Source organism: Methylobacterium currus (genome assembly GCF_003058325.1).
GTDB lineage: Bacteria > Pseudomonadota > Alphaproteobacteria > Rhizobiales > Beijerinckiaceae > Methylobacterium > Methylobacterium currus.
In genome coordinates, this window is record NZ_CP028843.1 from 5,963,995 (window position 1) to 5,976,729 (window position 12,735).

12 protein-coding genes are annotated in these 12,735 nt (G+C 71.3%); 11 read left to right on the forward strand and 1 reads right to left on the reverse strand.

Features of this window, described 5'->3' with window-relative positions; translation table 11 throughout:
* Positions 1-114: 114 nt before the first annotated feature.
* Positions 115-1,395, forward strand: a complete 1,281-nt coding sequence (locus DA075_RS27340; protein ID WP_099955907.1) for a hypothetical protein — start codon at positions 115-117, stop codon at positions 1,393-1,395.
* A 3-nt stretch (positions 1,396-1,398) separates the two neighbouring features.
* On the opposite strand, the gene DA075_RS27345 is transcribed toward DA075_RS27340, so the two are convergent.
* On the reverse strand, positions 1,399-3,378 hold the full coding sequence (locus tag DA075_RS27345) for a 4Fe-4S binding protein (RefSeq protein WP_099956844.1): 1,980 nt from the start codon (positions 3,376-3,378) through the stop codon (positions 1,399-1,401).
* Positions 3,379-3,559: 181 nt separating this feature from the next.
* Here DA075_RS27345 and DA075_RS27350 point away from each other — a divergent pair, with 181 nt between their 5' ends.
* From DA075_RS27350 to DA075_RS27395, 10 genes are all read left to right on the forward strand, one after another.
* Complete coding sequence (locus DA075_RS27350) at positions 3,560-4,252, forward strand: biotin/lipoate--protein ligase family protein (RefSeq protein WP_244936389.1); 693 nt, start codon at positions 3,560-3,562, stop codon at positions 4,250-4,252.
* Positions 4,249-4,806, forward strand: coding sequence for a DUF6505 family protein (locus DA075_RS27355; protein WP_099955908.1), 558 nt, complete (start codon positions 4,249-4,251; stop codon positions 4,804-4,806). Before DA075_RS27350 ends, DA075_RS27355 begins: the two co-directional genes overlap by 4 nt.
* A gap of 13 nt (positions 4,807-4,819) precedes the next feature.
* A complete protein-coding gene (locus tag DA075_RS27360) occupies positions 4,820-5,827 on the forward strand; it encodes a DUF6352 family protein (protein WP_099955909.1) in 1,008 nt (335 codons plus the stop codon).
* The gene (locus tag DA075_RS27365; RefSeq protein WP_099955910.1) at positions 5,827-6,348 is read left to right on the forward strand and encodes a DUF3305 domain-containing protein; all 522 of its coding nucleotides are present in this window, start codon (positions 5,827-5,829) and stop codon (positions 6,346-6,348) included. The genes DA075_RS27360 and DA075_RS27365 overlap by 1 nt, the downstream gene beginning before the upstream one ends.
* Entirely contained in the window at positions 6,345-7,136 is a 792-nt protein-coding gene (locus tag DA075_RS27370; protein WP_099955911.1) for a DUF3306 domain-containing protein, read from the forward strand. The genes DA075_RS27365 and DA075_RS27370 overlap by 4 nt, the downstream gene beginning before the upstream one ends.
* 132 nt (positions 7,137-7,268) lie before the next feature.
* Positions 7,269-7,865 carry a TorD/DmsD family molecular chaperone gene (locus DA075_RS27375; RefSeq protein ID WP_099955912.1) on the forward strand — a complete coding sequence of 199 codons (597 nt, stop codon included), beginning with the start codon at positions 7,269-7,271 and terminating at the stop codon, positions 7,863-7,865.
* Between the two features lie 56 nt (positions 7,866-7,921).
* Entirely contained in the window at positions 7,922-8,158 is a 237-nt protein-coding gene (locus DA075_RS27380; RefSeq protein ID WP_099955913.1) for a formate dehydrogenase, read from the forward strand.
* 7 nt (positions 8,159-8,165) lie between these two features.
* The gene (locus tag DA075_RS27385) at positions 8,166-11,108 is read left to right on the forward strand and encodes a formate dehydrogenase subunit alpha (protein ID WP_099955914.1); all 2,943 of its coding nucleotides are present in this window, start codon (positions 8,166-8,168) and stop codon (positions 11,106-11,108) included.
* Positions 11,109-11,122: 14 nt separating this feature from the next.
* The gene (gene fdh3B / locus DA075_RS27390) at positions 11,123-11,719 is read left to right on the forward strand and encodes a formate dehydrogenase FDH3 subunit beta (protein WP_099955915.1); all 597 of its coding nucleotides are present in this window, start codon (positions 11,123-11,125) and stop codon (positions 11,717-11,719) included.
* 13 nt (positions 11,720-11,732) lie between these two features.
* Positions 11,733-12,722, forward strand: coding sequence for a formate dehydrogenase subunit gamma (locus tag DA075_RS27395; RefSeq protein ID WP_099955916.1), 990 nt, complete (start codon positions 11,733-11,735; stop codon positions 12,720-12,722).
* Positions 12,723-12,735: the final 13 nt, after the last annotated feature.

Here is a 12,735-nt window from a genome sequence, read left to right on the forward strand (position 1 = left end):
TAACAATATAACATTTCTCTCGCTGTCAAGGTCGGAGCCCGTGGCGTTCCGGCGCCTTCCGGACCCGGGACCCGGGCGCGTAGACCCGGCACGCCCCGCCAGGACCGTTCCCGCATGCCGACCTCCCTCCGCCTCGCCGCGCTTCTCGCCGCTCTCCTGGGTCTTCTCGCCGGCACGTCCCGCGCCGAGGCGCCGATGCGCGGCCATGGCGGCCCGGTGCGGGCGCTTGCCGTGACGGCGGACGGGCAGCGGGCGCTCTCCGGCAGCTTCGACGCCTCGGCGATCCTATGGTCGGTGGAGGACGGGACGGCGCTCCGGGTGCTGCGGGCCCATGACGGGGCGGTGAACGCGGTGGCTTTCCTGCCCGATGGCGGGCTCCTCACCGGTGGCGAGGACGGGCGCGTCATCCTCTGGCGCGAGGGTCCCGAGCCGGAGCGGATCCTGGCGACTCATGCAGGCCCGGTCTCCGGCCTCGCGGTGGCGCCGGACGGGCGGCGGGTCGCCTCGTCGTCCTGGGACGGCAGCGCCCGGATCACGCCCCTCGACGGCGGTCCCGCCCTGGTGCGGGAGGGACATCTGGGCAACGTCAACGGCGTCGCCTTCCTGCCCGACGGGCGCCTCGTCACCGCGGGCTACGATGCGAGCGTCCGGATCTGGCCCGAGACCGGTCCTCCGCTCACGGTGCCGTTCGAGGCCCCGGTCAACGCCGTGGCGGCCGCGCCCGACGGCGAGATCGCGGCGGGAGCCGCCGACGGGACGCTGCACCTGCTGCGGCCGGACGGCACCTCCCGGGTGCGCCTCGAGATCGGCCCTCGTCCGGTGGTGGCCCTGTCGCTCTCGCCCGACGGGCGCAGGCTCGGCGCCGCGACGGTCGGTGGCGCGGTGGCGGTGGTCGACCGGGCCGAGGCGCGTGTGCGGCTCACCCTGGTCGGGCCCGGCCTGCCGGTCTGGTCGCTGGCCTTCCGCGGCCCCGACGAGCTCGTCACCGGCGGCGGCGACCGGCTGGTGCGGCGCTGGGATCTCGCCACCGGCGAGCCGATCGGGCCGCTCGCCATGAGCCGCCCGGCGGACGCGCTCGCGGCTTACGCGGGCGATCGGGGCGCGGAGGTGTTCCGCGCCTGCGAGGCCTGCCACACCCTGACCCCGGACGGCGGCAACCGGGCCGGGCCGACCCTCCACGGCGTGTTCGGCCGCCGCATCGCGACGGTGCCCGGCTACGCCTATTCCCCGGCCTTCCGTCGGCTCGACATCGTGTGGACGCCCGAGACCATCGCCCGCCTGTTCGAGATCGGCCCCGCCCGCTTCACCCCCGGCACCAAGATGCCGGAACAGACGATCGGTGCCGCGGAGGACCGGGCGGCCCTGGTGCGGTTCCTGGAGAAGGCGACGCGGTGAGCCTCAGGCGTCCCGCGCCCGGATGTAATCCTCCGAGGTCCGCGGCCGGTTCTCCTGTGCGGCATGCGGGTCGAACCCCTCGGTGAGGACGTGCGAGACCCGGCAGGTGTCGCACATCATCAGGGCCTTGATCCGCTGCTCGCCCGCCTGGCCCGCGAACATCCAGTGCCGGTCGCGCAACCGGCCGATCACCCGCTCGACGGTGCTGCGGGTGCCGAAGGGCTTGCCGCACGTGACGCAGTCGAACGGCTCCTCCTCCTTGAGGACCCGGCGCGGGGCCGTCCAGGCGGCGAAGTCGAGCTGCGGGATCAGGCCGATCGCGTCCTCCGGGCAGGTCGCGGCGCAGAGGCCGCATTGCACGCAGGCGCTCTCGGCGAAGGTCAGGCGCGGGTGGTCGGGATCGTCGGCCAGCGCCCCGGTCGGGCAGGCGCCGACGCAGGCGTGGCAGAGGGTGCAGGCTTGCGCCCTGAAATCGAGGCCGCCGAACGGCGCGCCGGCATCGAGCGGCACATGGTCGGTGGGCTGTGGCGCGGCGTGGCGCATCTCCGAGACCGCGAAGCGCAGGACGCTGCGCACGTCGCCGTCCGGCATGAAACCCGACGGCACCGGGGCGGGCGTGCCGCGGGCGCCGGCGCCGAGGGCGGCGCCCAAGGCATCGGGATCGTCGGTCTCGATCAGCGAGACCACCGGATCGCCCGCGCCCGACCCGTAGCCGAGGGCCTGCGCCACCGCGTCGAACCGGGCGGCGTTGCGCCGGAGGGCGGCGACGTCGTGCTTCGGCCTGGCCCGGACGAGGAACCGCACCGCGCTTGCGCCGTAGGCGAAGGCCGCGGCGATCGTCTCGGGACCGATCTGCGTCACCTCGTTGACGGGGAACGGCAGCACGTCGGCCGGCAGCCCGTCGCCGTACCGGGCGAGCGCGTCGATCAGGGGGGCGCCATGCGCCTCGTCGTGGATCAGCACCACCGGGGCGGTGCCGCCCGCCTTGTGGAAGGCACCGAGCAGGGTGCGCAGGCGCCGCAGCAGCGCGTCGGCGGGCGGGAGGGCGTAGGCCGCGGCGCCGGTCGGGCAGACGGAGGCGCAGGAGCCGCAGCCGGCACAGACATATGGGTCGATGGCGACGTGGTCGCCGGCGGGCGCGATGGCCCCCGTCGGGCAGACGTCGAGGCAGCGGGTGCAGCCGGTGATGCGCGAGCGCGAATGGGCGCAGAGTTCGGCGTGGACGTCGATGAAGCGGATCTTGTCGAAGGTGCCGACGAGGTGGGACGCCTCGAACAGCACCCGCTCGACGGCCGCGGGGTCACGGGGATCGGCCCGCAGGTAGCCGCTGCGCAGGTCGTGGGCCGGGAAGAGCGGCGTGAAGCCGGTGAGGTCGATCACGATGTCGCAGGTCGAGGTCGCCCCGTCCCGGGCCGGCCCGAACGCGAGCGCCCGCCGCGACGAGGGCACCGGCAGGGCGGTGTCGTCGACCGTCAGGGAGAAGGCGCCGAGATGGCCGGTCGCCGCCCGCACGGTGCCCTTCAGCACCGGGATCTCGCCGGAGCGCGGCGGCGCCACCTCGCCGGGGCGGGAGAGCAGCACCGTGACGTCGAGATGGTCGGCGAGCCGCAGGCCGGCCTCGATCGCGACCTCGTCGCGTCCATAGACCAGCGCCACGCCCTGGCTCTCGAAGCTCACGCTCGCCGGGGCCGGCGTCGGTTCGGCGGACGCGGCGAGCAGAGCCGCCATCTTCGGCCCCGCGGCAGCAGCCTCCGCCGCCCAGCCGGCATTCTCGCGGATCTTGGCGAAGGCGACGCGGTCCCCGGCGCCCAGCTCCTCGGCCACCTCGCGGAAGAGCGGTGCCTTAAGGGTGCAGGACACGGTGACCGGCACTCCTGAGGCCATCGCGGCCCTCACCCGCTCCAGCTCGCGGCCGCAGAGCTGGTCGCCCGTCTGCAATTGTCCGCCGCAGGCCTTGCCGATCGCCGCCGCATCGAGGGGCATGCTGCCCTCGCAGGAACAGGCGATCACGATCCGATCCGACACCACACGCGTCTCCGACCGGGCGTGCGGCCAGCTCTGCCGGCTTGTCGAGCCGGAGCCGGCCGCCACCCCCTGGGGCGTCATGCCCCTTGTTCACTGAGACAGCGCTATATACGAGCCGTTCAAAAGTACGACCCGACACGTGCGCGCAGGCAACGCCATCTCCCTCATGACCTTCGCGGATCCTTCCGGCCTGATGCTGCCTCCCGCCTTCCGGCCGCTGCGCCTGACGGCGACGGCCGGTACGGCGCATGACCGGGCCCGGGCCCTCGCCGAGGGCGACGACGAGGCCGCCGGCACCCTGGTGGTCGGCGGGCGGCCGGGTACCGTCGAGGTCGCGGTGGTCCTGGCGCCCGAGGAACCGTTATCCGTGGCCCGCCTGGTCGGTCTCGTCGGCCTCACCGCCCTGGCCGAGGCGGTCGGCAGCCACGCCCCGCCCGACAAGCCGGTGACGCTCGACGCGGCCGGCACCCTGCATTTCGACCGGGCCCGCCTCGGCGGCGGGCGTCTGGCCTGGCCCGAGGGCTGCGCCGAGGATGCGGTTCCGGGCTGGCTGGTCTTCTCCGCCATGCTGATCGCCTCGAAGCGCGAGGCCGGCGATCCCGGCCACACCCCCGAATCGACATCCCTGGAGGAGGAGGGGTTCGAGACCGGCGCCGATGCGCTCGTCGAGAGCTTCGCCCGCCACCTGCTGCGCGGGCTCGCGCTCTGGGCCGAGGACGGCCCCGCGGCGGCCCTCGCGCGGGCCCGCACCACCCTCGACGCCGATCCCGCGACGCTCCACCTCGACGGCACCGGCTGGTTCGACCCGTCCCGGGGAGGTCCGCGCCTGTGAGCCTCAAGCTTCCCCGCACCCTGCGGCTCGACCCCTCCGATACCCTGGTCTTCCCCCACGCCGCCCCGCCCGGCGAGTGGGCGGTGACCGGCAGCTTCCTGTTCCTCGACGAGGATCCGGCGGCCTTGGCCGGCAAGGACCGCGCGGCATTCCGGGCCGGCTTCCTCGGCATCGCGTCCTTCGGCTTCTCGACTCTGGTGGTGGTGAGCCAGGCGAGCGCGGCCGAGCGCGACGCCGCGACCGAGGCGCTGGCGGCGCAATTCCAGGCCCGCCTCGGCGCGCCGGACCGGGCGAGCGCGCTTGCGGCCGCCCGCGAGGAGATCGCGGTGGCCGAATCGCTCTGCGGCCCGCCGGTCGGCACGGTGCTGGCCCTGCACCGGACGCTGGAGGACGGCGAGATCCGCGAGCGGTTCCGGGCTCTGCGCCCGCGGGAGGATGCGGTCCCCGGCACCGACCGGCGCCACGCCTATGCCCGTGCCTTCGATTTCTACGAGACCGACGAGGCGCCCGAGGAGCGGGTCGACCTCGCGGGCCTGCTCGACGGCAAGCCGTGATGGAAAAACCCTGATGACGGAGTTCTGGGTCTCGAGCGGTCACCATCTCACCCGGCGCGACGCGGGCGGCGGGCTCGTCGTCACCGACGAATTGCTGCTGGCCTATCTCGCCCGGCCCGAGCTGGTGCCGCCGGACGAGGCCTGCCGGGCGGAGCGGGCGCTGCACGCCGCGCTGCTGCGCGAGCCCCGCCGCCCGGTGACGCCGGCGGAGGTGGCGGCCCTGGCCGATGCCGACGCGCGCGAGAACTGGGAGATGATCCTGGCCTTCCGCGACCGCCTGCTCGCCGCCCGCTCCGTCGAGGCGGCCTATCTCGACCTCGTCCGGCGGGGGGCCTCCGGCACGCCGCCGCTCTTCCTCAACCAGCTCGTCCACCTGATCCTGCGCAACGCGCTCGACGGCTGCGACGACCCCTATACGTTGCGCGCCGCCGAGCTGTTCTTCCGCCCGCAGCGGGCTTCCGTGACCGACGGGTCGCTGCTCCTCGCCGATGCCGAGCTGATCGACGAGGCCGAGGGGGCGGGCACACAATCGCCGCTCGTGGCGATGCTCGGGCGCGAGCCGGTCTCCGAGCTCGACGTGCTGACGGCCGACAATGCCTGGACCTACTGGAGCCGGTCGGACGCCTTCAGCATGGCGCTCAACCTCGGCTCGAACCCGAAGAGCCGCGAGGGGCTGGGGCGGGCGATCCAGGCCTTCGTCCGGCACCTGCTGGCGGTGGAGGTCGAGGTCGCGCCGCTCGCCCAGATCGAGGACAAGGACTGGCGCTGGTTCGTCGGCCTCGACGCCGAAGGCACGCGGATCGGCAACGCCCTGTGGCGCGGCGAGACGGTCGAGCCCGCCACGGCCGAGCGGGTGATCGCCCTGTTCCGGCTCACGATCCGCGATGCGGCCAGGGCCGATCCGCGGGTCGGCGACCGGCCGGTCTACCTGCTGCTCGCCATGACTCCGGACCGGCTGGTGACGATGAAACCGCAGAACCTGATCGCGGGCCTCCCCGTTATCCAGGCGGGAGAGGCCTGATGAGCACGCAGCTGATCTCCGTCGGGGTCGTCGTTGCCAAGCGCAGGCTGAAGGGCCCGTGGGCGAGCCACGCCTGGCTCCCGGTCGCGGTGTTGCCGGGGCTGCCCGGCACTGCGCCCTGGACCCGCCTCTCCGTCTCGGAGGACGAGGAGACGTTCTACGCCGGCTCGTACGAGGTCGAGCTGCACCCGGCCGAGACCGCCCATTACGGCGACAACCTCGCGGCGGCCCAGCCCTCGCTCTGGGTGGCCCTGCGCGAGACGGCGCCGGAGACCTACGCGGTCGCCACCGTGACCGCCGACCCCTACGAGGGCGAGTCGCTCGCCGAGGGCATCGGCGAGATCGTCGAGGCGGTGCCGATGCCGCCTGAGATCCAGGCCGAGGTCGGCGCCTTCTACCGGGCCTTCCACGTCGAGCGGGTGTTCCACAAGCGCAAGCGCGACCGGGCCGATCCGGAGGCCCTGGCCAGACAGGGGGCCCATCAGGGAGCCGGCGCGCGGCGCCGGCCGGACGAGCCGTGAGCGACGGCTTCCTCGCCCGCTGGTCGCGGCGCAAGCGCGACGAGGCGCGCCGCCCCGCGGAGATCCCGCCGGTTGCGCCGGCCGAGCCTGCGGCGGAACCCGCCGAGGACGACGGCTCCCTGAGCCCCGAGGAGCTGGCGCAGCTTCCCTCCCTCGACGCGCTCACCGCCGCGACCGACCTCGCGCCCTTCCTGCGCGCCGGCGTGCCGCGGGCCCTGCGCAACGCGGCGTTGCGCCGGATGTGGTCGGTCGATCCGGCGATCCGCGACTTCGTCAGCGAGGCGCGGGAATACGCCTATGACTGGAACACCCCCGGCGGCGTGCCGGGCACCGGAGGGCTGATCCCGGCCGAGGAGGTTCGGGCGATGGTGGAGCGGGTGTTCGGGGGTGGGGAGGAGAAGCGAGCCTCTGCTTCCGGCGAAGGCGACGCTGCCGGAGATGTCGCACATCTCTCCTCTCCCCGTGGGCGCTGCGCCCCCCTCGTCGGGGACGCAGCGAGCGGCGAACCGCAGGTTCGCCGCGAGGCCGAGGGGGTGTCGCCAAGTGAGGCTCCTCCGGAGACATCCCCTCACCCCCGCCCTTCGGGCTCGCTGTTCTCCCTGGACGGCGCAACAGCCCTCTCCCCGCCCTCGGAGAGAGGAGAGAACCAGGGCTTGATCATCTCCCCGGAGAGCCCTGCACCCGCGGGGAGAGGCGACGCTCGGGACCACGGAGAACCGGTGGCAGAGCCTGGAACGTCCCTTTCCCCGCCCCGCCTGCGACGCCATGGCGGGGCGCTGCCGATTTGAAGCGTTAGAAAGTCGAATTGCGCCCTACCGATTCCTCGTTATGGTACCGGCGGCGAGCACGGCATCCTCCAAATGAAGGAGGGGTGCGAGAGCCGGCCGCCACCGACAGGTTGTTGTGCGTAGCGCGAGGTGATGGTGAACCAGGGCCCCGGTCCGATCGACGAGATCGACGCTCTGCGCGCGCAGGAATACGACCTCCTCGCGGCCCTGCTCGGTCGCGCGCCGGCGCCGGAGCTGGTCGCGGGCCTGCAAGGCCTCGACGGCGATGGATCGCCCCTCGGCCAGGCCCATGCCGCCCTCGGCCGCGCCGCCCGCGAAGCCGAGCCGCGGGTGGTCGGGCGCGACTACTTCGCGCTGTTCGTCGGCGTCGGACGCGGGCTGATCATGCCCTACGCCTCCTACTACCTCACCGGCTTCCTCAACGAGCGGCCCCTCGCCCGGGTGCGCCAGGACCTCGCCGCACTCGGGCTGGAGCGGGACCCGGCATCGAGCGAGCCGGAGGACCATGCCGCCACCCTGCTCGAGGTGATGGCGACCCTCGCGGGGCGGCGCCTGGCGGCGGAGCCGGACGCCGATCATCGCTTCTTCGAGCGGCATCTTAACCCGTGGATCGGGCGTTTCTTTACCGACGTTGCGGCGCAGGCGACGACGCCGTTCTACCGGGCTGTCGGCCAGCTCGGCGAGGTGTTCACGACGGTCGAGGCCGAAGCCTTCGCCATGGAGGCGTGATGCCCCCGGAACGACGGCGTGAGGACCAGGGACCGGATATCGATAGGAGAGCCGCGATGCGGCAGGACGACGACACCAGGAAGGTCGGCACGGGGCTCGGACGGCGGCAATTCTTCCGCGCGCTCGGCGGCGGCACCGCCGCGGCGGCGGCCGCGGTCGCTTCCGTTCCGCTCACGCCCACCGAGGCGAAGGCCTACGACCCCGGCAATGCCGAGACCCGGTCGCGCTACCGCGAGACCGACCACGTCAAGGCCTTCTACCGCACCAACGGCTACGAGACGCTGAAGAAGTGAGACCGGCATGCTGACCAAGCGCAGGAACGGCGTGGCGGGCCGCGGCAGCCACCAGACCCTCGCCGCGGGATTGACCGCCCATACCCTCGACCGCCGCGGCTTCCTGCGGAAATCGGGGCTGGCCGCCGGCGGGCTCGCGGCCCTCGGCACGGTGCGGCTCGGCGCGGTGCGGCCGGCCCAGGCCGCCGGCTCCTCGGCCGAACCGGCCCAGGCGGTGATCCGCAAGAACGTCTGCACCCACTGCTCGGTCGGCTGCACGGTGACGGCCGAGGTGGTCAACGGCGTCTGGGTCGGCCAGGAGCCGTCCTGGGGAAGCCCGATCAACCGCGGCGCCCATTGCGCCAAGGGCGCGGCGATCCGCGAGCTCGTCCACAGCGACCGCCGCCTGCGCTACCCGATGAAGCTCGCGAACGGCGAGTGGCAGCGCATCTCCTGGGACCAGGCGATCACCGAGATCACCGACAAGCTCCAGGCGATCCGCAACAAGTCCGGCGCCGATTCGGTCTACTGGCTCGGCTCGGCGAAGTTCACCAACGAGGCCTCGTACCTGTTCCGCAAGTTCGCGGCGTATTGGGGCACCAACAACGTCGACCATCAGGCGCGCATCTGCCACTCGACCACGGTGGCGGGCGTCGCCAACACCTGGGGCTACGGCGCCCAGACGAATTCCTACAACGATATCCGCAACGCCAAGACGATGATCATCCTCGGCGGCAATCCCGCCGAGGCGCACCCGATCTCCATGCAGCACGTGCTGTCGGGCAAGGAGATCAACCGCGCCAACATGATCGTCATCGATCCGCGCTTCACCCGCACGGCGGCACACGCGACCGAGTACGTCCGGATCCGCTCGGGCACCGACATCCCGGTGATCTGGGGCATCCTCTGGCACATCTTCCAGAACGGCTGGGAAGACAAGGACTTCATCAACCAGCGCGTCTACGCGATGGACGACGTCCGCAAGGAGGTCGCGAAGTGGACTCCCGAGGAGGTCGAGCGCGTCTCGGGCGTGCCGGGCGAGCAGCTGAAGCGCGTCGCCGAGCTCTTCGCCAAGGAGAAGCCCGCCACCCTGATCTGGTGCATGGGCGCGACCCAGCACACGGTCGGCACCGCCAACGTGCGGGCGCTCTGCATCCTGTGCCTCGCCACCGGCAATGTGGGCAAGCCGGGGACCGGCGCCAATATCTTCCGTGGCCACACCAACGTGCAGGGTGCGACCGATCTCGGCCTCGATGTGACGACGCTGCCGCTCTATTACGGCCTCGTCGAGGGCGGGTGGAAGCACTGGGCCCGGGTCTGGGAGGTCGAGTACGACTGGCTCCAGTCGCGCTTCGACGAGGTGCCCGCCAGCGCCGGCCGCAAGGCCCGCTCGCGCAAGGAGAACATGGAGACCCCCGGTCTCACCTCGACCCGGTGGTTCGACGCCGTGAGCCTGCCGGCCGAGCAGGTCGACCAGCGCACGCCGTTGAAGGCCATGATGGTGTTCGGCCACGGCGGCAACACCGTGACCCGGATGCCGGAGGCGGTGAAGGGCATGGCGGAGCTGGAGCTGCTCGTCGTCGCCGACCCGCACCCGACCACCTTCGCGGCGATGGACGCGCGTAAGGACAACACCTACCTCCTGCCGATCTGCACCTCCCTCGAGATGGACGGCTCGCGCACCGCCTCGAACCGCTCGCTGCAATGGGGCGAGCAGATCGTGAAGCCGGCCTTCGAGTCGAGGACCGACTACGAGGTCATCTACCGGATGGCGCAGAAGCTCGGCTTCGCCGAGTCGCTGTTCAAGAACATCAAGGTCGTGGACGGCGTACCCATGGCCGAGGATCTGCTGCGGGAGATCAACCGTGGCGGCTGGTCTACCGGCTATTGCGGCCAGAGCCCCGAGCGCCTGAAGGCGCACATGAAGAACCAGCACAAGTTCGACCTCGTCACCTTGCGGGCGCCGAAGGACGATCCGGAGGTGGGCGGCGACTATTACGGTCTGCCCTGGCCGTGCTGGGGCAAGCCGGAGATCCGCCACCCGGGTACCCACATCCTGTACAACACGACGCTCCACGTGAAGGAGGGCGGCAGCACCTTCCGGGCTCGGTTCGGCACCGAGCGCAACGGGCAGACGCTGCTGGCGGAGGATTCCTTCACGAAGGGCTCCGACCTCACCGACGGCTACCCGGAATTCACCTTCGGGGTGTTCCGCAAGCTCGGCTGGGACAAGGACCTGACGGCGGAGGAACTGGCGACGATCCAGCGGATCGGCGGCAACAACCCGGATGCGGTCAGCTGGGCCATCGACCTGTCGGGCGGCATCCAGCGGGTCTGCCTCGATCACGGCGTGATCCCGTTCGGCAACGGCAAGGCGCGGGCGAATGCCTGGAACCTGCCCGACCCGGTGCCGGTCCACCGCGAGCCGATCTACTCGCCCCGGCCCGACCTCGTCGCCAAGTACCCGACCCGGCCGGACGAGCGGCAGTTCCGCATGCCCAATGTCGGCTTCTCGGTGCAGAAGGCGGCCGTCGATCGCGGCGTGGCCAAGCTTTTCCCGATCATCCTGTCCTCGGGCCGCCTGGTCGAGTACGAGGGCGGCGGCGAGGAGACCCGCTCGAATCCCTGGCTCGCCGAGTTGCAGCAGGACATGTTCGTCGAGGTCAACACCCAGGATGCGGCCGAGCGCGGCATCAAGGACGGGCAGTTCGTCTGGGTCTACGGACCGGAGAACAGCGCGAAGACCAAGGTGAAGGCCCTCGTCACCGACCGCGTCGCCAAGGGCGTCGCCTGGATGCCGTTCCACTTCTCGGGCTGGTACCAGGGCAAGGACATGCGCGAGTACTACCCGAAGGGCGCCGACCCGGTCGTTCTCGGCGAGAGCGTCAACACCGTGACCACCTACGGCTTCGATCCCGTGACGGGCATGCAGGAGACCAAGGTGACCCTCTGTCAGATCAGCGCGGCGTAAGGGAGGGGATCCTCATGGCCAGAATGAAGTTCCTCTGCGACGCGGACCGCTGCATCGAGTGCAACGCCTGCGTCACCGCCTGCAAGAACGAGCACGAGGTGCCCTGGGGCATCAACCGTCGCCGGGTCATCACCCTCAACGACGGCAAGCCCGGCGAGCGCTCGGTCTCGATGGCCTGCATGCACTGCACCGACGCGCCCTGCGCGGCGGTGTGCCCGGTGAACTGCTTCTACACCACGGCCGACGCGGTGGTGCTGCATTCCAAGGACCTGTGCATCGGCTGCGGCTACTGCTTCTACGCGTGCCCGTTCGGGGCGCCGCAATATCCGCGGGTCGGCAATTTCGGCTCCCGCGGCAAGATGGACAAGTGCACCTACTGCTCGGGCGGCCCCGAAATCGATCTCTCGGTCGCCGAATACGAGAAGTACGGCTCGAACCGTCTCGCCGAGGGCAAGCTGCCGCTCTGCGCCGAGATGTGCTCGACCAAGTCGCTGCTCGCCGGTGACGGCGAGATGATCGCCCAGATCTACAAGGAGCGGGTGATCAAGCGCGGCTACGGCTCGGGCGCCTGGGGCTGGAAGACGGCCTATCGCGAGACGATCGCCATCTAAGGGAGAGACGCCGATGCGGCGCAGGCTGACCTCCATCGCCCTCCTGGCGGCGACCCTGATGCTGGCGGCTCCCGCCGGCGCCCAGGTGCGCGCGCCGGACGGCGCCCCGAACCCGACCGCCTCCTCGGTCAACGAGGAGATGCTGTTCAAGCAGGAGCCGACGATCCACGGCCGGATCTCGATCCCGAACCAGACCGCCGCCAACCTGATCCAGCCTCAAGGGCGGGAATGGCGCGACTTCCGCGAATCCTGGATGCCATGGATCGGCGCGCTCGCCGTGCTCGGCATGATCGTCGCGCTCGGCCTGTTCTACTTCACCCGCGGGCGCATCCGCCTCGAGCACAGCGAGGAATCGGGGCGCAAGATCCTGCGCTTCAACAGCTTCGAGCGCTTCTCGCACTGGATGACGGCGACCTGCTTCATCATCCTGTCGCTTTCGGGGCTGAACTACATCTTCGGCAAGCGGCTGCTGATGCCGCTGATCGGCCCCGAGGCGTTCGCGACGCTGGCGCAGTACGGCAAGTACGCGCACATCTATCTCGCCTGGCCGTTCATGCTCGGCGTGCTGTTCATGCTCGTGCTCTGGATCAAGGATAACATCCCGGGCAAGATCGACTGGATCTGGCTCAAGCAGGGCGGCGGCCTGATCGGCGACGCGCATCCGAGCGCCGGCCGCTTCAATGCCGGCCAGAAGATGGTGTTCTGGATGGTGGTCGGCTTCGGCTTCGCCATGGGCGCCACCGGGCTGATGATGATCTTCCCGTTCGCCGTGACCGACATCAACGGGATGCAGGTCATGCAGGTGATCCACTCGCTGATCGGCGTGGTGTTCATCGCCGGCATCCTCGCCCACATCTATATCGGCTCCCTCGGCATGGAGGGCGCCTACGACGCCATGGGCAGCGGCGAGGTCGATCTGGCCTGGGCCAAGGTGCACCACGACCTGTGGGTGAAGGAGCAGCAGGCCAAGACCGCGAGCGGGCCGCAGCTCGGCCGCTCCTAGGTCCCGGCCGAGT